A 23,661-nucleotide genomic window follows, 5' to 3' on the forward strand; every position below is an offset into this window, starting at 1 on the left:
CATATTGTTGCTCGGCATGATTATATTCATCTCGCTGCTCGGCTTTACGCTGAGCAACAAGCGAGAGAACTTAACTTGGCCTGAGAAGATGATTAACGATACGTTTGGGTTCGCTCAAAGTTTATTTTACAAGCCCGCTGGCTTCATAGCGGGCTTGTTTGAAGATATTCGCGACTTAAACCATATCTATGAAGAGAATGAGCAGCTGAAAATCGCAGTCTCGCACTATATTCGTGACAAAGCTAATTATAACTTTATCGCAGCGGAGAATGAGAGATTACAGAAGCAACTGAATTTTACAGAAGCACAAAAGAAATTGTATAAATATGATTACCGCATTGCTCAGGTCGTGTCGGTGAATCAAGATCCGTACAATAAGAACATCACGATCAATATCGGTGAGAAGAACGGTGTGAAGCCGAATATGGCTGTCATTTCCGTCGATGGCATGGTCGGCACAATTAGTCATGTGTCGCCGCTGACCAGTACGGTGAAGCTGCTGACGGATCTGAACGAGAAGAATCCGAATTCCAATGCGATTGCGGCAACGGCCACCGGTAAAGAGAACCAGTCGTTTGGTCTTATTGAGAGCTACGATGCACAGACAGGCACTTATCTGATGACGAAAATCGATGAGAAGGACCCGCTTGCCGTTGGTGACACCATCGTCTCATCGGGGATCGGTGAAGCTTTTCCACGCGGACTCATTATTGGAACAGTTATTTCCAGACAAGTCGGGGACTTCGGCTTAACGCATACAGCGACGATCAAACCAGCAGCGAATTTCGATAATTGGAAAGAACTGTTCGTCGTGGTACCTTAACGTGGAGGAATAGTTCGGATGAATCGTAAATGGATGATTGTCGTTATGATCTTGTTATTAATCATTGAGAGTACGGTAATGCCGTGGATTATCCCCGCCGAATGGAGAATGCGGATTATCCCTCATTTTGTCTTCGTTATTGTGTTATTTTATGCAGTGTATACGACGCGATATCTCGCACTCGTGATGGGCTTAATCTTCGGACTCCTGCATGATGTGATCCATTATGGGAACATGATTGGTGTGTATTCGTTCAGTATGGGGATCTGCGGGTATTTGATTGGTAAAGTGTTCGGAGAGAAGCGGCTTGGCATTGGATGGATGATCGTCGTTACCATCTTAGGCAGCTGGATGTTCGATTCGATCATTTATTTGATTTACACGATGTTTAAGGTGAACCATATGTCCTACGATTGGGCATTAGCTTACCAAATTATTCCAAGCTCTTTCCTGCAACTGTTATTTGCTCTTATCGTATATGTTCCGGTTCGCAAAGTGCTCGACCAAGAATTTCGGCCTAAGCTGGAAGAAGATTAAGGCTTAAGCAGGAACTTTCTTACCCTAGGACGAATTGATTAGGGAGGAGGGACAGGCAAATATGGGAACGACCAAACAACATCATGTTACAATCAAAGGGATGAAAGACGGCCTTGTGTTCCTGCTGGACGATACGTGTGAATTCACAGCATTGATACAAGATTTGCAATATAAATTAGAGCATACGCATCAGAATATTTTGACAGGACCGATTATGCATGTCGATGTGAAGCTCGGCGCTAGAGCAGTATCGGATGCAGAGAAGGAAGAAATCCTGAATATTCTGAAGCAAAAGGGGAATTTGTTGATTCGTTCGATAGAATCGGATGAGCCAGTGACCACATCTGTGAGTGAGAATGATATGAAGATCATGACCGGGGTGGTGCGGTCAGGGCAAGTGCTGCATCATGTCGGCAATCTTCTGTTTCTTGGTGACATAAATCCAGGGGGAACGGTGAATTGTACAGGGGACATCTATGTGATGGGCGCACTGCGGGGAATGGCCCATGCAGGATTTGAAGGGAATGTTGATGCGATCATTGCTGCTTCCTATTTCTCACCAACCCAGCTAAGAATTGCCGATGTGATCAGCAGACCTCCGGATGAATGGGAAATCAAAGAGTCGAATATGGAATTTGCATACCTTCAAGAAGGTCACATGCAAATTGATAAAATACAAAACATTGCGCGGTTGCGCAAAGATACCCATATATTTAAAGGAGTGTAGTCCGCATGGGAGAGGCTATCGTCGTCACATCAGGAAAAGGCGGAGTAGGCAAGACAACAACATCCGCGAATTTAGGTACGGCTCTCGCGTTACTCGGTCGCAAAGTATGTATGGTCGATACCGATATTGGCCTTCGTAACTTGGATGTCGTCATGGGTCTGGAGAATCGGATCATTTATGATCTATGCGACGTAGCAGATGGCCGCTGCCGTCTGAACCAAGCGCTTGTGAAGGACAAGCGATTCGAAGAGCTCTATATGCTCCCGGCTGCACAGACGAAAGATAAGAATGCTGTATCGCCGGAGCAGGTCAGAGATATTGTCTTGGAACTGAAGAAAGAATTCGAATATGTCATTATCGATTGCCCGGCAGGGATTGAACAAGGGTTCAAGAATGCGATTGCCGGGGCAGATCAGGCGATTGTTGTGACAACGCCGGAGAATGCCGCTGTGCGCGACGCGGATCGTATTATCGGTCTGCTCGAGAATTCGCATATCGAATCACCGAAGCTCGTCATTAACCGAATCCGTCAGAACATGGTGAAATCCGGTGAGATGCTCGACATTGATGAGATTATCCAAGTTCTGGCGATTGACTTAATCGGCATTGTGCCGGATGATGAGCATGTCATCAAAGCTGCGAATAGCGGCGAACCAACCGTGATGAATCCGGATTCGAGAGCTGCGATTGCCTACCGGAATATTGCTCGTCGTATTGTTGGGGACACTGTCCCGCTCATGCTGCTTGACGGCAAACCAGGGATGTTCAAGCGTATGAAGAAGTTTTTTGGAATGGGCTGATGTAATTGCTAAATAAATTCAAAAAATTAGACTGGCCGATCATCATCATCTTAGGCATTTTTATGGTCATCAGCATATTCGTCATCAAGAGTGCAACGTTCAGCGATCCTAAATTCGTCGGGTCTCATTTCAAAATGATGTACTTCTACATTGGTGGATTTGCGATTATGCTGGGTGTATCCCTTGTTGATTATCGATTATTGCTCAAAGGCTGGATCTACTTTTACGGTCTAGGGGTTGCCCTTCTGATCGCCGTATTTTTTCTAGGAGCCAAAATTAACGGGGCTGTCGGTTGGTTCAAATTACCAGGCGGTCTACAGTTCCAGCCGGCGGAACTTATGAAGCTCGCGATTATTGTGATGGTCGCTTATCTGATGGGACGCAGAACGGGTGATCCGTTGCGATTCCGGGGCGATGTCATTCCGATCGGCTTCCTAACCTTTATTCCGTTCCTACTTGTATTGATTCAACCGGATTTAGGGAATGCGATTATTTATGTCGTCATCCTGCTCGGTATGTTCTGGATCGGCAACGTCCGCTATACGCATGTTGTCATTGGTCTTGGCGCCGTTCTGGCTGCGATGTTCCTATTCGTCTTCTTGTTTAATACCTTTAATCAAGATATTAAGGATTACCTGCAGGCCAAAGATAAGATTCACTGGTATCAGCGGATTAATACCTTCATGAATCCAGATTCAGCGACAGAAGATGAGAAGCATCAATCCAATAATGCGATGATTGCGATTGGATCAGGCGGATTAACGGGTGAAGGCTACATGCAATCGGAATCGATTAAGAAGAAATTCGTGCCTTATCCTTATTCCGATTCGATCTTCGTCGTTATCGGGGAAGAGTTCGGGTTCCAAGGCGCTTCGGTGCTGCTGCTATTATACTTCTTATTGATCTATAGGATGATCTTGATTGCCTTCCAGTGTTATGACCAGCGAGGAGCATATATCATCATCGGGATCGTCTCGATGTTCGTGTTCCAGATCTTCGAGAACATCGGTATGATGATTGGGATTATGCCGATCACTGGGATCACGCTGCCATTCATAAGTTATGGCGGTACCTCGCTGCTGCTCAACATGCTATGTATTGGTATTGTGCTGAGTGTTAAGATTTATCAAGAAAAATATGCGCTTGAAGATTAAGCTATCGCACCTCGCGATGGCTTTTTTTATGTGATGGAAATATTAAGCGATCGAACGACGAAGTCGGTTCCTGGCATTCATAATCATGAAGTGCTTGTCATATTTATGATACTAAGACAACCTCTAAGAAGGGGGACTAGGAATGGAGATCAAAGATAACGTTCGAAGACGAAGACAAGCCCGGATGAAGGCCTTAATCGATGAGAGCTTACAGCCTATTCAGGCTCAAGAAGCACCGAATTCAATCTTGCCGCATGCACAACAATCTGCCGTTAAGCATCCGACGACGGTGCCTTATATTTCAGCGGATGCCCATGCAGATCCTGAAATCGCATGGAAGGAGCAGCATCGGCTGTGGCGATCGCAACTCGCTGAGGGGACCGCACCCGTGAATGGCTCGGACCCACCGGTGAATCGCCCCACGAGCAACTGGGTACAATCGCTGCAGATCAAATTTATGCTCTCAGCTTTGCTATTTGCTGGGGTATGGACCATGTTCCAGGTCAATCTGCCGTGGACTGCGAAAGCGAAGAGTTTTGTTGTGAACGCACTGAGCGAAGAGATGAATTTTGGGGCGATTGCGGTGTGGTACGAAGAGACATTTCATGGTGCGCCGTCTTTCATTCCAATCTTCGGTACGGTGGAAGATGATGCGACCAAAGTGAACACATCGACTGTCCTATATGCGCCGCTTCAAGGGAAGATTACGAGCTCTTATACCGAAGCTCTAAAAGGTGTTGAAATTGAAGCCACAGCTGTGGAACCTGGAAACCCGATCATTGTAAAATCAATGGATGCAGGTCAGGTGGTTGATGTGACAGCAAATGATAACAATACGTACCGCGTAGTCGTCCAGCATGCGAACGAACTCCGTTCGGTTTACGGCGGCCTGCAGGATGCTGGCGTCCGGGTCAATGATTGGATTCAGGGCGGACAGCCTCTAGGAACGTTATCCGCGGATGAGCAGGGGAATCGATTGTTTTTTGCGGTTGAAAAGAGCGACCGGTTTATCGATCCGACGGATGTGATCTCCTTTGATTAAATGGCGTGGCACCTCATTCTCCGTGCATCCTCTCTTCATCATGATCATGCTCGCCTCAGTGCTGACAGGACATGTCATGGAGATGATGACATTGTTCGGGATCGTCTTGATCCATGAGCTGGGGCATGCAGCGGCAGCAGCTATCTTCGGGTGGAAGGTGCTGGAGATTAAACTCCTGCCGTTCGGCGGTGTAGCCTTAACGGATGAAGGAGGCTCAGCTCCTTGCCACGAGGAGGTTATCGTCGCACTCGCGGGTCCGCTTCAGAACCTGTTGATGATCAGCGCTGCTTATGGATTTCAGGCGATGGGGTTCTGGAGTGAGGCGTGGACAGCCTATTTCGTGCAAGCGAATCTTATGATCGCCTTGTTCAATATGCTGCCGGTGCTTCCACTCGATGGAGGGCGAATTGTACAAGCGCTATGCAGTTTGATCGTGCCCTACCACCGCACGTTGATTTGGTGCGGGCGGATTAGTATTCTTTTTAGTCTATGCATGATTGGTTTTGCGCTGATGCCCTTGTATCACGCCGAACCGATTCAATTGAATTTGCTCATGATTGGCGTTTTCCTGATCTATGCAAATTGGACGGACTATCGAAATGTTCCGTATCGCTTCGTCCGATTTATGACCCATCGGGACCGATTATCGCTCCTGCGCGTGCAACAGGGAACAATTGCATATCCAATTGTCGTCGGTTCAGAGCAACCTTTGGGCGGTGTTGTGCGTCTATTTATGAAGAGTAAATACCATCTGATTTACGTGTTGAATGATCGGGGGAAGATCGTCGCTGTCTTGCCGGAACAACGGCTTGTTGATTCTTATTTCGCGAATTTCATGGTAAAATAGATGGAAAAAAGGTCTAAAGTCAGGGGTGATCCATGTGAAAAGGATCATTGTTCATTGCGAACAAGAGATCACACAAATGGCATTGATGGAACATGGACAACTCGTTGAGTTTACAATTGAGAATTCGCAAGGCAGGCAATTGGTGGGGAATTTGTATAAAGGCCGTGTGGTAAATGTGCTTCCAGGCATGCAGGCGGCTTTTGTAGATATCGGATTAAAGAAAAATGCATTCTTGTACATTGATGATGTGCTGCATCCGCACCTGGAGAAGCAGCCGAAAGTTAAGCCATCCATCTCACAATTGTTGCAGGCCGGGCAGGAGATCGTTGTCCAAGTCATGAAAGAGCCGCTAGGCGGCAAAGGAGCACGAGTTACCACGCATTATTCGCTGCCAGGCAGGTGGCTCGTCTATATGCCGCATGCGGACTATATTGGTGTGTCGAAGAAAATTGAACTTGATGCCGAGCGGAATCGTCTGAAGCAGATCGGCGATCACGTACGTCTGTCAGGCGAAGGATTGATCTTACGTACGGTTGCAGAAGGGGAGAGCAAGGAAGCGATTGAGTCGGACATTCAGCTTCTGCGTGCGCTCTGGATTCAGATTGAGGAACGTGCGGCTGCGGTGTCAGCGCCGGCGCAGCTTCACCAAGATTTGAGCATTATTGAGCGGTTGGTTCGGGATATGTTCACACCGCAGACCGAACGGGTTATTATTGATGACCTGGTGCAGAAGGAAGAGATCGCTTCCTTCCTCTCGCGCGTTCTGCCGGACTGGGCCAACCGAGTCGAGGTCTACAAAGGCAGTGAGCCCATACTAACGCATTATGGCGTAAAGGAGCAGCTCGATCGGGCTTTCGAACATAAAGTATGGCTCCGCAATGGCGGTTACCTCGTCGTCGACTATACCGAAGCCTTGACCGTCATTGATGTCAATACCGGCAAGTTTATCGGATCGAATACGCTGGAAGATACCGTCTATGAGACGAATATGCAAGCGGCTGAAGAGATTGCTAGATTGCTGCGCCTTCGCGATATTGGCGGCATTATACTTATTGATTTTATTGATATGGATATGGAACGGCATCGGCAGGATATTTGGGACAAGCTGGAACTACTCATGCGCAGTGATCGAACGAAGCATTTAATTCTGGGCTGGACGAAGCTCGGACTGCTCGAGATGACCCGCAAGAAAGTTCGCGATCATGCGTTGAACCCATTTACGGAACCCTGTTCCGTATGTAAGGGGACGGGGAGAACTAACAGCACTCTCTAAAAATATGATGATCTGCTAGGGATAACCGTTGATTTATGCTGACGAGTATGGTAATATGCTTAGGTATGTGTTTCGTAATTATTGCGACACATGCTGTAACCGCACTGGATGGGTTCACAAGTACTGTTCATGGATCTTCGGATGCATGGCGGTCACCCTAGATCGGGCGAGTCTGAGACATGAGGAGGTGCACGAATATGTACGCAATTATCGAAACAGGTGGTAAACAATACAAAGTGCAAGAAGGCGATGTATTGTTCATTGAGAAATTGAATGCCGGTGAAGGTGAGAACGTAACTTTTGACCGCGTGTTGGCCGTATCGAAAGGTGAGGGCTTGGTAACAGGAGCTCCTGTCGTTGCTGGTGCAACTGTAACTGCGAAAGTAGAATCGCACGTTAAAGGTAAAAAGATCACTGTTTTCAAATACAAACCGAAAAAGAACTACCACAAAAAACAAGGTCATCGTCAACCTTACACGAAAGTAACAATCGAAAAAATCCAAGCATAAGAAGGTGCGTTATGATACGCGTCAAGATTATGCGCAAGGCGGACCGCTCCATTGAGAGTTTCTCGATTAGCGGACACGCGAACTACGCGAAACATGGCGAAGATATTGTCTGTGCAGGCGTATCGGCCGTGACCGTAGGGACGGTCAATTCGATTGAAGCTTTGACGGGCGTTGTGCTCGATAGCAAGATGAAGGACGGTTTTCTTAGCGGGAGATTAGCTTCTGTTGATTCCGAAGAAACATCTGCGAAGGTGCAATTGCTGTTAGAGTCGATGGTGGTCATGTTGAATACGATCGCAGGATCATACGGAACGTATATTGAAATACAGGACAAAAAATAACGAAGAAGGAGGTAGACAACATGTTACAGTTGAATCTTCAATTATTCGCATCGAAGAAGGGTGTAGGTTCCACAAAGAACGGACGTGATTCCGAATCCAAACGCCTTGGCACAAAACGTGCTGACGGTCAATTCGTTACTGGAGGAAGCATCTTGGTTCGCCAACGCGGAACAAAAATTCACCCAGGCAACAACGTTGGTATTGGTAAAGACGATACGCTTTTCGCGAAAGTGGAAGGTGTCGTGAAATTCGAACGTTGGGGTCGCGATCGCAAAAAAGTGAGCGTCTACCCAGTTGACGCAGCTCCAGTAGCAGCAGCACTTGAAGTATAATTCGGTATAAGAGCCCTCGGCGCAAGCCGGGGGCTTTTTTGAGTAAATCGAAGTGATTCGCCACGATGTGGGGTTACTTTAGGTATGATGAACATGCTATACTGTATAGGATTTCGTTTGTCAATTCATGGAAGAGGAATGTGGAGACGGTGAATTATTGGAGAACGATGCGAATGACGGCGATGGTGTCTTTAGTCATCCCTTTATTCATCGTAGTCATCATCCAGCAATGGCTTGTATGGAGCGTCTTGTTATTGATCTTATGGCTGATCATCACAGGCTTCATCATCGAATGGTCCGTACGTAAGGAGCATGCAGATCGCATACGTGCTGAACAAGTGAAATCGATCCGTACGATGAATCATCATCGTCACGATTGGATGAATGATTTGCAGATTATTTCGGGGTATATCCAGCTGAAGAAGCATGATAAATTAGTTCGAAGCGTGGAAAGAATAAGAGACCGGATGCACGCGGAGAGTAAAGTCGCGAAGCTTGGCATACCGACCTTGGTATTGTTCTTTCAATCCTTTCGGACGGTATGCAATGAAATTCAGCTTGAGATAGATATTGTGGACGAGCTCAATTTGGCGGACATCCCTCTGAACGTGCCTCAGGAGACGTTGTCGAGAACGGTGCAAGAAATTGTATGGGCCGTGCAGCATTGCGCTGTACCGACGATCGGGGAGCCTCAAATTTTATATATCCTTTTTGAGAAGAATAACAATGAATGTTGCATCAGTTTCCGATATCATGGTGAGTTAAGGCAAGATCGCGACTGGGGCAGCAAAGTGAAATTGGTTATTCAAGGCAGCACGATGCGAGTGGAGCAAGATCAGGCGACCTTGCATTTATTTGTGCCTTGTGAATCCTAATGAGGTGAAACGATGTTTGTAGATAAAGCAAGAATTTTCGTTAAGGGCGGCGACGGTGGCGATGGGATCGTCTCATTTCGCCGGGAGAAGTATGTTCCAGAGGGTGGACCGGCAGGCGGTGACGGCGGACGCGGCGGCGACGTTATTTTCCGTGTCGATGAAGGTCTGCGTACATTGATGGATTTCCGTTATCAGCGTCATTTCAAGGGCGAGCGCGGTGTAAAAGGACGCAACAAGAGCATGCACGGTGCTAATGCTGAGCATACGATTGTTCGAATCCCGCCAGGGACCGTTATTATTGATGAAGACACCGAGGAAGTTATCGGCGATATGACGCGTCACGGGCAGCAGGTTGTCGTTGCGCGTGGTGGACGCGGTGGGCGAGGGAATACACGGTTCGCGACCGTGAATAACCCGGCCCCGGAAATTGCGGAGAATGGCGAAGAGGGTCAAGAGCGTTACATCGTGCTTGAGCTGAAGGTTATGGCGGATGTAGGGCTTGTTGGATTCCCGAGCGTTGGCAAATCGACGCTGCTATCGGTCGTATCCGGTGCGAAGCCTAAAATCGGCGCTTACCACTTCACGACGATTACACCGAACCTCGGCGTGGTGGATGTCGGTGACGGACGCAGCTTTGTGATGGCCGATTTGCCTGGACTGATTGAAGGTGCGCATGAAGGTGTGGGTCTTGGTCACGAATTCTTACGTCACGTGGAGCGGACACGAGTCATTATCCACGTGGTGGATATGGCGGGCTCAGAAGGCCGTGATCCATTCGAGGATTGGGTTAAGATTAATGAAGAGCTGGATCTTTATAATGCGAAGCTGTCAGAGCGTCCACAGATTGTGGCTGCGAACAAGATGGATATGCCGGAATCAGCGGATAACTTGGAAGAATTCCGAAAGAAGGTCGCAGAGGTGCGTCCGGATATCGAGATTCTGCCGATCTCTTCGCTAACCCGTCAAGGGATACAGGAACTCTTGTACCGCGCAGCAGCGATTCTGGATGAGATTCCAGAGGCGCCGCTCGTAGAAGAAGTTGCCGAGGTGGAAGAACGTAAAGTATACCGCTACGAGAAGAAAGAAGAAGCACAGTTTACGATTCGCCGTGAGAATGAGATCTTCGTGGTGGAGAGCGAAGCTGTGGAACGGATGATGAAACGAATGCAGATGAACTCGCATGATGCGATTCTCCGATTCGCGCGGACCCTGCGGAAGATGGGCATTGATGATGAACTCCGTAAACGCGGTGCTGTGGATGGTACGATTATCCGCATTGGTGATTTTGAGTTCGAGTTTGTTGAAGGCAGTAGTTACTATTATTAAGATCGAAGCCTCTTCGGTGATGAGCCGAAGGGGCTTTTTTGTTGTTTTTATCGCAGGTATGATTTTCGGGTCCTGTTACGTGCCTGAGTTAGCTCCGAAGCCTTGTCCCATTTTGTGGGACTATTTCGTGTACGAGCTGAGTTGTTTTTTTGTATAATGGATTTAACTATTGCTCGGATCATCGTAATTCGTTATAATGTCCACTATATATGAACAAAAGTCTTCGATAGGAGGACATTGTAGTGAGCGAACGCTTTTTTTTGGTCCGTGAAGATATATTACCTGATGCACTTGTCAAAACCGTGCTGGCCAAACAGCTGTTGGCCGAAGGGTCTGCCCATACGGTGAATGAAGCAGCGGAGCAAGTGGGTCTGAGCCGCAGTGCTTTTTACAAGTATAAAGATGGAATATTCATGATGAATCAGTTGGATCGCGAGCGGATTGTGACGATATCGGTTGATCTAGAGCATCGTTCTGGCGTTTTGTCCAAAGTGCTCGGACTTGTGGCTGGATTCGAAGGGAACGTACTAACCATTCACCAGACGATTCCGCTGCAAGGGATGGCGAATGTTGTGATCTCTGTGGAGACATCGCGCATGGGAGATCATTTAACGGCACTGCTCGAATCATTTCGATCACAAGAAGGTGTGAAGCGAGCCACGATCATAGGGCAAGGGTAATCGAACGAATAGACAGGAGGAATAGACATGAAACCAATCAGAGTAGGATTATTGGGGCTAGGAACTGTTGGAACAGGTGTAGTTCGTATTGTAGAAGGGCATCAGAGCGATTTGCAAAGTCAAGTTGGATCTGAGGTTGTTATTGAGAAAGTATTGGTTAAGAACGTAGATAAATCCCGCAGCATCTCGATTCCTCATCATAAAATTACAGATAATGCATGGGACATTATTCGCGATCCGGATATTGATATCATTGTTGAAGTGATGGGCGGCATCGATACGACAAAAGAATATCTATTAGAGGCTCTCGAACGCGGCAAGCATGTCGTCACAGCGAACAAAGACCTCATGGCATTGCATGGACCAGAGATCTTAGCAAAGGCCAAGGAACATCAATGCGATGTGTTCTATGAAGCAAGCGTCGCGGGCGGCATTCCGATTATCCGGACATTATCGGAAGGCTTCTCTTCGGATCGTATTCTCAAAATTATGGGGATTGTGAATGGAACAACGAACTATATCCTTACGAAAATGAGTCAAGAAGGCGCATCGTATGCAGATGTGTTAAAAGAAGCGCAAGATCTTGGGTATGCGGAAGCGGATCCGACTTCGGATGTCGAAGGTCTGGACGCGGCGCGTAAAATGGCGATCTTAGGAACGCTGGGCTTCCGTGCCGATGTTGCGCTAGAAGATGTGTCCGTACGCGGTATTTCGAGCGTCTCCAAAGAGGACATCCTTTACGCGAAACGGTTAGGATATGAAGTGAAGCTGCTCGGAATTGCTGAGCGCCAAGATGAGCATATCAGCTTAAGCGTTCAACCGACGATGATTCGTAAATCGCATCCAATCGCGTCCGTGAACGGTGTCTTCAATGCGGTCTATGTGCATGGTGAAGCTGTAGGCGAGACGATGTTCTATGGTGCTGGGGCAGGGGAAATGCCGACCGCTACATCCGTCGTGGCAGATCTTGTCGCGGTCATCAAGAACTTGAAGCTCGGCGTGAATGGGCAGCAAGGTATGGTTACGTACAAAGAGAAGAAGCTCAAGACGGATGAGCAGATCGCATACAAGAACTTCATTCTATTGCATGTACAGGACAAAGCAGGCGTTCTCGCACGCATTACGCAAGTATTCGCGGAATATGAAGTTAGCCTGGCTTCGGTATTGCAGCAGCCAAACCCTGAGAATCCGGAAGCGGAGATCATCATCATTACCCATGATGCGAGCAAGGCAAGCATGGACAAAGTATTGAAGCACTTCGAGGAGCTTGAAGTGATCCGCAAAATTAAGAGTGTATACCGCGTTGAAGGATAATGAAGAAATTGCAAGCATGCTAGAAGGAGAAAGAACATGAACGTTGTCGAACGTGTAATTGTCAAAGTGCCAGCCAGCACAGCGAACTTGGGACCCGGGTTCGACACACTGGGGATGGCGTTACAGCTATATGCCTATATCGAAATGTCTGCAGCTGAAGAGACTTCGGTTTCCTTATATGGCGAAGAGCTCGGAGGGATTCCGACAGACAAACGAAATCTAATCTATAAAGTCGCTCAAATGGTATTCGAAGATGCGGGGGTCTCCGTTCCTGAGCTGCGGATCTCCATGTACAGCGATATTCCGTTAACGCGGGGACTCGGAAGCAGCGCGTCCGCCATTATCGGCGGCATGTATGCTGCGAATGCGTTGATCGGGTACGCGCTGCCGCAGGAGAGAATCTTCGCGCTCGCTACGGCGCTGGAGAAGCATCCGGATAATGTCGGAGCATCATTGTACGGTGGGATTATTGCAGCAACTTGGGACGGTACGCGGGCACATCATATTCGTCTTGCGCCAAGTCCGCATCTCACGACACTTGTTGCCATTCCTCACTTCCAACTGGCGACGGAGAAAGCCCGGAACATTCTCCCGCAGCAGTTCTCGATGAGCGATGCGATCTTTAATGTGAGTCATTCATCGCTGCTTGTCGCTGCACTCGCGACGGAGAACTTCGAAATGATCCGCCATGCGATGAAGGACCGGATACACCAGCCGTACCGTGCATCGCTCATTCCAGGTATGACCGAGATCCTGGATAAGGCTGCTGACTATGGCGCGCTTGGTGTAGCGCTTAGCGGCGCTGGACCGACATTGATTGCGCTCGTGGATGAACGCGAGGCTCGGGGGGAACAATTGGAGCAATTTTTGAAGGATACATTGCATCGTGAACAGATTACCGCTTCGACCATGTGGTTGAAACCCTGTGCTGAAGGCGCTGTTGCGCTAGCAAATATCGAGGGACGAACATTCATGGATGTTGTCAAAGGAGAAATGTAAGTATGGTTCGTATTGCACTGTTACCCCAGGGATCTGTCTCTCATGAAGCTGCGGCTTACATCTTTCGGGGAGAGCCTGTGGAGATGCAACATCACCGATTGATCTCGGATGTATTCCTATCGACGGTGGAAGGTAAAACCGATTATAGCGTCATTCCGATTGAGAATACGATAGAGGGTTCCGTGAGTCTACACATGGACTGGCTCGTACACGAAGTCGATCTGCCGATTCAAGCGGAATGGGTCTATCCTTCGATTCAGAATTTGATCGGAAGACAAGATGAACTGGAGCGTCATGCAGATGGATCGCTGAACTTCAGTCGCATCCGCAAAGTGATGTCACATCCGGTAGCCATCGCACAGTGCCGGAACTTCCTGCGTGAACATCTGCCTCATGCAGAGCTTGAGCATTTGAGCAGCACGGCGGAAGCTGTCAAGCAGGTGAAGGAACATCCGGGCGAAGGCTTGGCGGCCATCGGTACAACGCTCGGCGCGGCTAGCCAAGGTCTCGATATATTGGCTCCGCAGGTGACGGATCATCAGAATAATTTTACCCGTTTCGTGCTTGTAGGTCCGAAGGCAGCACCGATCGCACCTTCCGATCAGGTGAAGACCAGTATTCAGATTACCCCGCCGCAAGACTATTCCGGTGCGCTGCATCAGATCTTATCTGCATTTGCATGGCGTCGAATTAACTTATCGCGTATCGAATCGCGACCAACGAAGAAGCAGTTAGGCAATTATTATTTCTATATTGATGTGCTGGCGTCGATGGATTCGGTTCTGCTGCCTGCAGCAATTGCTGAGATCGAGGCGATTGGATCGCAAGTTCGGGTGCTTGGCTGTTATCCGAGTTATTCTTTTGACTCCGCGCATACATCATAATTAGACACTTTTCACCCATACAAGAACGTGTTCAAAAAGTCAGCTTTTCAGCACCGAGAAGGTTGCGAGAACCTGAAGAAGGAGGAACGGAGTTTAGGCAAAACCTAAATGAGTACCGGACTTCGAGGGTGAGCGCAAGATTCGATGTCGATTCCGCTAATTGAAACACTTCGTGATCAAAAGATGACTTTTTGAACAACCTCTATAAGAACTCTGATATTCCTCGAATCTTCGCGAGCAGCGAAGGATCGGGGAATTTTTTTGTGCGAAGGGATGTCAAATGCCCATATATTGCATAGGATGTATTAACTGGTTCCGGGCTCTTGTACTGTGTTAGGAACTTTTGTAGTGAAGTGCAGACGGTGGGGGCTCATTTTTCCGCTAAAAAAATGTAGGAGGTTCTTACGCGTGAAAATTCACATTGTAAAAAAAGGGGATACGCTCTACACCATTGCAACCAAGTATGAAGTACCCCTTCAAAAATTGATTGATGCAAACCCCAATTTGAAAGATCCGAATAAGCTTGAAGTAGGGATGAAGATTAAAATCCCTGTGGAAGCCAAACCGGTGAAGCCTGAATATGAAATGATGCATAAACATGATGTGAAGAAAGGCGATACATTATGGAAGTTAGCCAAGGCCTGGGGGATTCCGCTGCAGGATATGCTGAAGGCAAATCCGCAACTGAAAGATCCTAATATCCTATCGGTTGGAGAGGTTGTCTATATCCCGAAGGTGACTGGAACTATGCCGATGGAGCCGCAAGTGATGCCGCCGCATGATGGAGGCATGAACGTCTCTCCTCCGATGAGCAATACCTATCCAGGTGTCTCTCCGATGCATGAGGCTCATCATCACCACCATCACCATCATGATGGTAAGCATATGGGTGGTCACCATCATCATGATGGCGGCGATAATTATCCACATCACCATCATGAAGGTATGCATATGGGTGGCCACCACCATGATGGTATGCATATGGGTGGCGATAATTATCCGTATCATCATGGCCATCAGCCGGTATATACGATGCCGACGAATAATTGCGGGTGTAATACGTTATCTACACATATGCCTTATGATATGTACAAAGGGCATCCAGGTGATAGCATGTCCCAGGACTTATTTGCGCAATTCCAAGTTCCCGCGACAGAAGCGTTATCGCTCTATGATCTGCCGCAAGTGCCACAGGTGAATACCTCCGCGAACTGGGGCGGTATGCCGCAAGGCGGCTACGACGGCTATCCAATGCCATACGGCATGAATCCATATGGGATGATGGATCCTTATGGCATGCAAATGCATCCTTACGGCTATCCGAGTGGCGGGTATGGCATGCCGAGTATGCCGTTCAACCCTTACGGTATGGCGTACGCTCATGACATGTACGCTCCGCAAGTTCAACCGTCAGGCGTGATGGATCACACGACAGGATCCTGTGGATGTCATCCTCGGGAGAATGAGGGGACGCCAGTCCCTGTTCCAGCTTCATCTTCAGCTTCAGCCTCTGCAGTCGCTCCAGCTCCAGCTAAGTCGGAGCCAGCGAAGAAGAGTAATTCGAAATCTTCTTCGTTCAAAGCGAAGGCGCGTACTTCTGCGAAGAAATCAAGCAGCAGCACTCGCCGGCAAACAAAGCCGCGGAAATCGCGCAGTATGCCATGGATTAATGGCTAATCGACGGCAATCCAGAGTCACCCTTAGAGGAATAAGGGTGACTTTTCTATATTTACCGCAGTAATCGTATAAATCGATGATTCCATGGCTACACTAGGGGAAAATTAGGATAGAAGGGATTATCGTGAATTTGATGAATAGCTGGAAACAAATCAAAAAACGTCTGCGTCGAATCAAACGTCCCTTATTATCACTCGGTGTGCTCCTATTGCTGATTATGCTGCTGGCTGTTGGTTATCATACATCTGCTACGGGGTCGTCAGATCCTGTTATCGCCAAACTGCGGGAAGAGGGGCAGGACCGGGAAGTTCATTTGACACGTACCTATGTATGCGGTCAAGAAGAGCTATCCCTTGGGACGATGAGTGCAAACGCGATTATTGAACTGATGCTGCGGCACCCGGAATGGAGCGGGAAGACGGATGAGGCAGGAAATGTTTGGATCGTGGAAGAGATTGAGGATTTATCGGCAACCTGCAAGAAAAATGGGTATATTAGTGTTGATAAGGATGGAAACTTGACCCTATATGACGGACCTCCGAAAGAGGAAAAGGTCATGAGAACTTTTTTCCAAGTCGATATTGAATCGATGGAGAGCTCGTTGCCTAGATCTGTTCTAGATCAGCTGCACCAAGGGATTCGTGTGAGTGATGTGGACGAGTATCATAGTGTGTTGTCTACGTTCAGCGACTATGCGATGGAGCAATCTGAGAAAGTTATGAAACGAAAATCATAGTTGTACGTATTACTCATAAGATGGGCGTGAATAACGTCCTTCTTTTTTTTGGAATGATAACAGGTAAGCAGTTTGTTCTGTCAGCTAGATTGTGAATGGAGGATGATCGGATGGAATTGGTGTTACAATTGGTAATAATTCTTGTATGCACAAAGTTAGCGGGGGATTTAACGGTAAAACTGGGCCAGCCAGCAGTACTGGGGAAGTTGATTATTGGGATTATTATTGGCCCTGCCATGCTTGGTTGGGTACAAAATGGTGATTTGCTTAAAGAGCTGTCACAGATCGGTGTACTCTTATTAATGTTTATTGCAGGGCTGGAGACAGATCTCGAGCAGCTGCGCAAAAATTGGAAGTCAGCCTTCGCTGTAGCGATCGGTGGTATTATTCTACCTTTTATCGGGGGGTACGGTGCGAGTCTGTTTTTCGGACTCAGCAACAACTATGCCTTGTTCATGGGGTTATTGCTCTGTGCGACATCGGTGAGCATCTCGGTTCAGACTTTGAAAGATATGAATCAATTGAGTACGCGCGAAGGGACGACGATTCTCGGGGCAGCCGTTGTTGACGACGTATTGGTTGTTATCCTGCTTGCCTTCATGATGAGCTTGCTCGGCGGTGGAGATGTCAGTCTAGGGCTAGTCATTGGTAAAAAAGTATTGTTCTTTGCCGGTGCCGCTGTGCTCGGGATTTTTGCAGTACCTTGGATTATGAAATTGTTCGCACCGCTTCGCGTGACGGAAGCATTGATTAGTGGTGCGTTGATTATATGTTTTGGCTTCTCCTACTTGGCGGAGTGGCTTGGTGTCGCTGGGATTATCGGTGCGTTTGCAGCGGGGATAGCGATCTCTCAGACCCCGTACAAACATGATGTTGAACATCGACTTGAGCCGATTGCTTATGCGATTTTTGTACCGATTTTCTTCGTTAGTGTCGGGCTTGATGTCACATTTGAGGGCGTCGGCAGCCAAATTTGGTTCATTGTCGTCTTTACGATTGTAGCGATTATTACCAAATTGATTGGTTCAGGTGTTGGAGCAAGGCTGACTGGATTTGATCTTCGATCATCGATTGGCATTGGATCCGGGATGGTCTCTCGCGGTGAGGTCGCACTGATCATTGCCACAACTGGATTATCTTCAGGTTTGCTCGCGCAAGAGTACTTCACACCACTCGTCATCGTCGTGATTCTAACAACACTCGTGACGCCGCCGATGCTGAAGATGTCGTTCCAGTCAAAGTCGAAATAGGGCTTAGCATGGATCTGATTCGATAACGTCTAAATATTAAAGTTCTCTTCCTCATCAACATTTGATATAATGAAGTGGATACATATGTTCGCTTCATTGGGTGAGGGAGAGATTTTTTTTGCGTATTTTGGGAATTGACCCGGGGATTGCGATCGTCGGTTTTGGTTTTATTGATAAAGAGGGGAGCAAGTTGACTCCCGTTCAGTACGGTTGTATACAGACAGAGGCGCATACCCCCACGGAGGAGCGTCTATTGCAGGTCTATGAAGCAACATTGCAATTGATTGATAAATATAAACCGGATGCGATGGCACTGGAGAAGCTGTTCTTCAATCGGAACGTTACGACAGCCTTCACGGTAGGGCAAGCTCGCGGGGTTCAGATCTTGGCTGCTGTACAGCGCGGCATTCCGGTGGCGGAGTATACGCCGCTGCAAGTGAAGCAAGCCGTCGTTGGTTATGGTAAGGCGGAGAAGAAGCAGGTGCAGGAAATGGTTCGGATGTTCCTCAAGCTGAAGGCCATTCCGAAGCCCGATGATGTGGCGGATGCGCTTGCGATCGCGGTATGCCACGCCCATTCGAGTACTTTAAATCAAAAAATAGCCGAGGTAATGCGAAATGATTGATTATTTACATGGCAAAGTTGCTCATTTAGAGACAGAATATATTGTGCTGGATGTCCAAGGGGTAGGCTATCGGGTGTTCTGCCCGAATCCGTATTTTTTTGCGAAAAGCGATCAGTCGGTGACGGTCTACATTCACCATCATGTGCGTGAAGACGCGATTCTATTGTTCGGGTTCGCCTCCCGTGAGGAGCAGAAGCTCTTCCGCCGTCTGCTGGACGTGTCTGGGATTGGGCCAAAGGTAGCTTTAGGGGTGCTTGCAGGAGGACGTCCTGAGACGCTCGTAGCCGCAATTCAGCAGGAAAATTTGTCGTTCTTGACGAAGCTGCCGGGCATCGGCAAGAAGACGGCGCAGCGGATGGTGCTTGATCTGAAGGACAAGCTGGACCATATTGGACTTGGGCTCGATGTATCAGCGGGCGGTCTATTGATGGGTACGGCATCGGATACGGCGCTGGGTGGCGGTGCTTGGCCTGAAGCCAAAGAAGCGCTAAAGGCGCTAGGTTATACGGAAGCCGAGCTGGATCGTGTATGGCATACGATGAAAGATAATGCGAGCGACAAGGATGGCGTCGATACGCTCATGAAGCGAGCGCTTCAATTGTTGTTCAAAGGTTAATAGGACGTGAGGTGCAACGTTTGGGATGCTGCTAACGTCAGAATGAATAGTGATCGAGAGGAGCGAATGGAACTGTAATGGATGATCGAATCATATCGGCCAATTTAATGATGGAAGATCAAGCGGTGGAGCTGAGCCTTCGCCCTCGTTATTTATCCGAGTATATCGGACAGAACCAAGTGAAAGAGAATTTGAAAGTATTCATCGAAGCCGCGAAGATGCGGAAGGAAGCACTGGACCATGTACTATTGTACGGCCCTCCGGGGCTTGGCAAGACGACATTGTCGAATATTATTGCCAATGAGCTGGGCGTCAACCTACGCACGACGTCAGGTCCCGCGATCGAACGTCCCGGTGATCTCGCAGCGTTATTAACGAATTTGCAGGAGAATGATGTGTTGTTCATCGATGAAATTCATCGCCTGCATCGTACGGTCGAAGAAGTCCTCTATCCTGCGATGGAGGATTTCGCGCTTGATATTATGATTGGGAAAGGGCCAAGCGCTCGTTCCGTACGGTTGGATCTACCGCCGTTCACCTTAATTGGCGCGACGACACGTGCAGGGCTCTTGTCCGCCCCGTTGCGGGATCGCTTCGGTGTGGTTAGCCGTCTGGAATTCTACACCGTGGATGAATTGACCTTCATCGTCTCGCGTGCTTCCGATATACTCGGCGTACAAATTGTGGGGAATGCGGCAGAAGAGATTGCGCTGCGGTCCCGTGGGACGCCGCGGATTGCGAACCGATTGCTGAAGCGGGTGCGAGACTTCGCACAAGTGCGAGGGGACGGCATTATTACAGCGGCGATCGCGAATGAAGCTTTGCGTATGATTCAAGTCGATGAAGCAGGGCTCGATCAGATCGACCATAAAATGTTGACGGCGATGATTCGCCATTTCCGAGGAGGGCCTGTAGGACTCGATACGATCGCAGCTACCATTGGGGAAGAGAGTCAGACGATCGAAGATGTCTATGAACCATATCTGCTGCAGATTGGATTCTTGCAGCGCTCACCGCGCGGTCGAATTGTTACAGAACTAGGGTACAGGCACCTTGGCATTCCGATGCCGACAGATCACAACAAGTAAATCGCTAAGGAGGTACTTATGTACTTACGAGGGAGAGGTAGAGCACGTTCTTTCATGGGGAAAGTAGGCTTAGCGGCCATGCTCACACTATCTGTTGCTGCAACACCAATGATGATGAATTCAATATCGGCGAAGGAAGCTACTGTATCGGATCAAGGAGATTCGATCCGCGTTGTCCTCTTCGCCGATCTAGGCAGTCAGTACAAAGCTATTCAATCCACGGTGACACTCGCATCTGCAAGCGGGTTTCAGATCGGGACGCAAGGCGACCCTTGGCTGAATGCCAGTAGTAATCAATCGGTGAAATTCAGTCTGGACGCGTTTGCGGTGAAGGTGCTCGAGACGACGGACACACGGGAAGTCAGCGGAGTCGTGAACCGACTCCAAGCGATGAAGGAAGCGCCAGCGGTTATGATGGTTCGGCGCCAAGGTGTAACGACGTATCAGATCGTCCTAGGGGACTATGTCAGCGCCGCGGAGGCAGGCAAAGTTCGTGATCGTGTCACGACTGACGGTAATTTAGCAGCTTATTATAAGAACAGTAAACCCGTTGTTACTGGGAATCTACACCTATCAGCCGGCAGTTATGGTTCAGAACAGCAAGCGGCAGCCGTTCAGCAGAAAATTCTAGATGCAGGAATGGATGCCTATATTGCTATTACCAAGAACGGTGGAGGCTTGCAGTTCGGGGTATGGGTCGGACAAGCAGCAGATCAAGCTGAACTGAATACCCTACGGAATCAGGCTGCACAGAAGCTGCCAGGGATGTCACTACAGCCTGTTGATGCTTCGCAAATGGGGCTGCTCGCACGTGATAATGTAACGGTCGGTTATGCGAGTGGCAGTGAACCTATTCCGCAGTATGCGATGAGTGGATCCGCAGGATCGAAATTGTGGATTAGCGGTTCATCTTCAGGGATCAAACTATCAGAGCGCAGCAATCGGACTTATCGTGGAAGCTTCGAGATCAGTGCCTACAGCAATCGTCTTGCGCTCGTAAATGAATTGCCGCTAGAACAATATTTATATTCCGTCGTTGCGATGGAAGTCTCGCCTTCTTGGCCAGCGGAATCGCTCAAGGCCCAAGCCGTCGCCGCTCGTACATATGCGCTCTTCCAAGGCGATAAATTCAAGATTGGCCAAGTGGTTGATACGACACTGAGCCAGGCATATTATGGCATGGAAAAGGAGCATCCGAACACAAACTCCGCCGTTGATGCGACTTCCGGCATTGTCATGAAGGTAGGCGGCAAATTGATTGAGCCAGTCTATTCCTCGAATAGCGGGGGAAAGACGGCGGACAGCTCGGAAATTTGGGGCAATAAGACGTCTTATCTTGTAAGTGTAGATAGTGCAGATGATGTCGCAGAGAAGGGATTGCCTTTCTGGTATCGGGTGATGCTCAGTGATAACACAACAGGTTATGTACGGGAAGACCTTGTTAAGGATTCTGGAAGGAAGACCGAGGCGGGCTTACCGATTTATACGATTACAACCGATGGGACGAATATTCGAGAGATTCCGCTTATTCAAGCCGATGCGAAACCGGTGGCAATCGTAAATCTCGGTACAGAAGTCGTGATCTTGGATAAGACGATTCAGTCGAATACGATGCATTGGATTCGCGGGCCCTTTACGTCGGATGAGCTAATCAAATCCATGACAGGCAAATCGAAGACACCCGTCAGCGGTGCGATTACAAGACTTGAAGTATCGGGACGCGGTCCATCGGATCGGGTAACGGAGATCAAGGTTAATGGTCAAGTCTTCGATGTGAAAACCCCGGACACCTTGCGCAGCGCATTGAATGGCTTGCCAAGTACGCGATTTGATATTGAAGAAACAGGCAGTTATACTATATTAGGTGCGAACGGGACAACGCGGACGTTGACAAGCAGCAATGGTAAGGTTCAAGCTGTGACGGGAAAAGGCAGCGCTGCGCTGAATCCAGGATCGAATCTCATTATGGGTGGGCATGGACAAGTTCATGTAATTACCGGAGAAGCACTGTACCGGTTCATCGGAACTGGGAATGGCCACGGGGTTGGCATGTCCCAGTGGGGCGCGAAAGGCCTAGCTGATCAAGGGTATGATTACAAGTCAATATTGCAATACTATTATAAAGATATTAATTTGGTTAAGGAATGAATTAGCGATCATGAATGTGGACTTATATGATTTTCATCTACCAGAGCATCTGATAGCCCAGACACCGCTCTTGGATCGTACGGGATCTAAGCTGCTTACTGTACATAAAGAAACAGGCCATATCGAACATCATGTTTTTACGGAACTCATCGATTATTTGAAGCCGGGTGACACGTTGGTTCTGAACGATACTCGCGTCATCCCGGCTCGAATCTTCGGAGAGAAGCAAGAAACCGGTGCGAAGATGGAAGTGCTCTTGCTCAAGAATCTTGGAGAAGACCGATGGGAAGGGCTTGTCAAGCCGGCGAAACGGGCTAAGGTTGGAACGGTCATTCAATTCAGTGAAGAGTTGTCTGCAACGGTTGAATCTGAGGGTGAGATGGGCGCGCGCGTGATGCGTTTTCATTACAACGGCATCTTTAATGAAATCTTGGATCGACTCGGCCAAATGCCATTGCCACCCTACATTAAGGAGCAATTGGATGACCGGGAGCGTTATCAGACCGTCTATGCGAAGCACGAGGGGTCTGCGGCAGCGCCAACAGCGGGGTTACACTTCACGGAGGAACTGCTGAAGCGGATTGAAGAGAAGGGAATTCAAATTGCTTATATTACACTTCATGTGGGTCTTGGGACCTTCCGTCCGATGTCTGCGGAACGGGTGGAAGACCATGTCATGCACGAAGAATTTTATTCAATTAATTCCGAGACAGCTGCGCTCATTCAAGCAGCGCGGGATCGTGGGGGACGGATTGTCGCGGTAGGAACAACCTCAGCACGTACGCTCGAGACGATTGGTACACGATTTGGCGATCAGCCGATTGAAGCTTGCAGCGGTTGGACATCGATTTTTATTTACCCAGGGTACACGTTCACGCTCGTTAACGCGCTTGTTACGAATTTTCATTTACCCAAATCTACTCTCGTTATGCTCGTGAGCGCATTAGCAGGGCGAGAGACCATTTTGAAAGCATACGAAGAAGCCATTGAACATGATTATCGGTTCTTTAGCTTTGGGGATGCAATGTTTATCTACTAGACGGTACAAGAGGAAGCGA

25 protein-coding genes and 1 other annotated feature are annotated in these 23,661 nt (G+C 48.4%); all 25 genes read left to right on the forward strand.

From position 1 onward, the window contains the following. Nucleotides 1-16: 16 nt before the first annotated feature. The 25 genes from mreC to queA all read left to right on the forward strand — a co-directional run bounded on the left by mreC (nt 17) and on the right by queA (nt 23,642). Entirely contained in the window at nt 17-823 is an 807-nt protein-coding gene (gene mreC, locus GCU39_RS00570) for a rod shape-determining protein MreC (protein WP_265333425.1), read from the forward strand. 18 nt (nt 824-841) lie between these two features. Then, complete coding sequence (gene mreD / locus GCU39_RS00575) at nt 842-1,360, forward strand: rod shape-determining protein MreD (RefSeq protein WP_152391715.1); 519 nt, start codon at nt 842-844, stop codon at nt 1,358-1,360. Between the two features lie 61 nt (nt 1,361-1,421). Then, on the forward strand, nt 1,422-2,087 hold the full coding sequence (gene minC, locus GCU39_RS00580) for a septum site-determining protein MinC (protein ID WP_152391716.1): 666 nt from the start codon (nt 1,422-1,424) through the stop codon (nt 2,085-2,087). A 5-nt stretch (nt 2,088-2,092) separates the two neighbouring features. Further along, nucleotides 2,093-2,887, forward strand: coding sequence for a septum site-determining protein MinD (minD, locus tag GCU39_RS00585; RefSeq protein ID WP_152391717.1), 795 nt, complete (start codon nt 2,093-2,095; stop codon nt 2,885-2,887). 5 nt (nt 2,888-2,892) lie between these two features. Next, nucleotides 2,893-4,041: an FtsW/RodA/SpoVE family cell cycle protein gene (locus GCU39_RS00590; RefSeq protein WP_152391718.1), complete on the forward strand. Its 1,149-nt coding sequence runs from the start codon at nt 2,893-2,895 to the stop codon at nt 4,039-4,041. A 142-nt stretch (nt 4,042-4,183) separates the two neighbouring features. After that, nucleotides 4,184-5,083: a M23 family metallopeptidase gene (locus tag GCU39_RS00595; protein WP_152391719.1), complete on the forward strand. Its 900-nt coding sequence runs from the start codon at nt 4,184-4,186 to the stop codon at nt 5,081-5,083. Next, complete coding sequence (locus tag GCU39_RS00600; protein WP_152391720.1) at nt 5,076-5,930, forward strand: M50 family metallopeptidase; 855 nt, start codon at nt 5,076-5,078, stop codon at nt 5,928-5,930. Before GCU39_RS00595 ends, GCU39_RS00600 begins: the two co-directional genes overlap by 8 nt. Before the next feature lie 34 nt (nt 5,931-5,964). Beyond that, the gene (locus GCU39_RS00605; RefSeq protein ID WP_227793397.1) at nt 5,965-7,203 is read left to right on the forward strand and encodes an Rne/Rng family ribonuclease; all 1,239 of its coding nucleotides are present in this window, start codon (nt 5,965-5,967) and stop codon (nt 7,201-7,203) included. An 87-nt stretch (nt 7,204-7,290) separates the two neighbouring features. Next, nucleotides 7,291-7,387: a sequence feature (ribosomal protein L21 leader region), on the forward strand. A 13-nt stretch (nt 7,388-7,400) separates the two neighbouring features. Further along, nucleotides 7,401-7,712 carry a 50S ribosomal protein L21 gene (rplU, locus tag GCU39_RS00610; RefSeq protein ID WP_018757040.1) on the forward strand — a complete coding sequence of 104 codons (312 nt, stop codon included), beginning with the start codon at nt 7,401-7,403 and terminating at the stop codon, nt 7,710-7,712. A gap of 11 nt (nt 7,713-7,723) precedes the next feature. Next, a complete protein-coding gene (locus GCU39_RS00615; RefSeq protein ID WP_152391721.1) occupies nt 7,724-8,053 on the forward strand; it encodes a ribosomal-processing cysteine protease Prp in 330 nt (109 codons plus the stop codon). Between the two features lie 20 nt (nt 8,054-8,073). Further along, complete coding sequence (gene rpmA / locus GCU39_RS00620) at nt 8,074-8,385, forward strand: 50S ribosomal protein L27 (protein WP_152391722.1); 312 nt, start codon at nt 8,074-8,076, stop codon at nt 8,383-8,385. Nucleotides 8,386-8,534: 149 nt separating this feature from the next. Continuing rightward, nucleotides 8,535-9,260 carry a Spo0B domain-containing protein gene (locus tag GCU39_RS00625; RefSeq protein ID WP_193726713.1) on the forward strand — a complete coding sequence of 242 codons (726 nt, stop codon included), beginning with the start codon at nt 8,535-8,537 and terminating at the stop codon, nt 9,258-9,260. 12 nt (nt 9,261-9,272) lie between these two features. Then, on the forward strand, nt 9,273-10,586 hold the full coding sequence (obgE, locus tag GCU39_RS00630) for a GTPase ObgE (RefSeq protein WP_152391724.1): 1,314 nt from the start codon (nt 9,273-9,275) through the stop codon (nt 10,584-10,586). 242 nt (nt 10,587-10,828) lie between these two features. Then, nucleotides 10,829-11,266, forward strand: coding sequence for an ACT domain-containing protein (locus GCU39_RS00635; RefSeq protein WP_152391725.1), 438 nt, complete (start codon nt 10,829-10,831; stop codon nt 11,264-11,266). Nucleotides 11,267-11,293: 27 nt separating this feature from the next. Then, nucleotides 11,294-12,580: a homoserine dehydrogenase gene (locus GCU39_RS00640; RefSeq protein WP_152391726.1), complete on the forward strand. Its 1,287-nt coding sequence runs from the start codon at nt 11,294-11,296 to the stop codon at nt 12,578-12,580. A gap of 36 nt (nt 12,581-12,616) precedes the next feature. After that, nucleotides 12,617-13,579 carry a homoserine kinase gene (gene thrB / locus GCU39_RS00645; protein WP_152391727.1) on the forward strand — a complete coding sequence of 321 codons (963 nt, stop codon included), beginning with the start codon at nt 12,617-12,619 and terminating at the stop codon, nt 13,577-13,579. A gap of 2 nt (nt 13,580-13,581) precedes the next feature. Then, nucleotides 13,582-14,463: a prephenate dehydratase gene (gene pheA / locus GCU39_RS00650; protein WP_152391728.1), complete on the forward strand. Its 882-nt coding sequence runs from the start codon at nt 13,582-13,584 to the stop codon at nt 14,461-14,463. Between the two features lie 408 nt (nt 14,464-14,871). Then, entirely contained in the window at nt 14,872-16,140 is a 1,269-nt protein-coding gene (locus tag GCU39_RS31705; protein ID WP_227793398.1) for a LysM peptidoglycan-binding domain-containing protein, read from the forward strand. Nucleotides 16,141-16,273: 133 nt separating this feature from the next. Further along, on the forward strand, nt 16,274-16,876 hold the full coding sequence (locus GCU39_RS00660) for a BofC C-terminal domain-containing protein (RefSeq protein WP_152397027.1): 603 nt from the start codon (nt 16,274-16,276) through the stop codon (nt 16,874-16,876). 110 nt (nt 16,877-16,986) lie between these two features. Next, entirely contained in the window at nt 16,987-18,126 is a 1,140-nt protein-coding gene (locus tag GCU39_RS00665; RefSeq protein ID WP_152391729.1) for a cation:proton antiporter, read from the forward strand. Nucleotides 18,127-18,244: 118 nt separating this feature from the next. Beyond that, the gene (gene ruvC / locus GCU39_RS00670; protein WP_152391730.1) at nt 18,245-18,751 is read left to right on the forward strand and encodes a crossover junction endodeoxyribonuclease RuvC; all 507 of its coding nucleotides are present in this window, start codon (nt 18,245-18,247) and stop codon (nt 18,749-18,751) included. Continuing rightward, nucleotides 18,744-19,367, forward strand: a complete 624-nt coding sequence (gene ruvA / locus GCU39_RS00675) for a Holliday junction branch migration protein RuvA (RefSeq protein ID WP_152391731.1) — start codon at nt 18,744-18,746, stop codon at nt 19,365-19,367. The genes ruvC and ruvA overlap by 8 nt, the downstream gene beginning before the upstream one ends. A gap of 77 nt (nt 19,368-19,444) precedes the next feature. Then, nucleotides 19,445-20,455 carry a Holliday junction branch migration DNA helicase RuvB gene (gene ruvB / locus GCU39_RS00680; protein WP_152391732.1) on the forward strand — a complete coding sequence of 337 codons (1,011 nt, stop codon included), beginning with the start codon at nt 19,445-19,447 and terminating at the stop codon, nt 20,453-20,455. A 54-nt stretch (nt 20,456-20,509) separates the two neighbouring features. After that, nucleotides 20,510-22,603 carry a SpoIID/LytB domain-containing protein gene (locus tag GCU39_RS00685; protein WP_193726714.1) on the forward strand — a complete coding sequence of 698 codons (2,094 nt, stop codon included), beginning with the start codon at nt 20,510-20,512 and terminating at the stop codon, nt 22,601-22,603. Nucleotides 22,604-22,613: 10 nt separating this feature from the next. Continuing rightward, nucleotides 22,614-23,642 carry a tRNA preQ1(34) S-adenosylmethionine ribosyltransferase-isomerase QueA gene (queA, locus tag GCU39_RS00690; RefSeq protein ID WP_152391734.1) on the forward strand — a complete coding sequence of 343 codons (1,029 nt, stop codon included), beginning with the start codon at nt 22,614-22,616 and terminating at the stop codon, nt 23,640-23,642. Nucleotides 23,643-23,661: the final 19 nt, after the last annotated feature.

The organism is Paenibacillus guangzhouensis (assembly GCF_009363075.1).
Taxonomy (GTDB): domain Bacteria; phylum Bacillota; class Bacilli; order Paenibacillales; family Paenibacillaceae; genus Paenibacillus_K; species Paenibacillus_K guangzhouensis.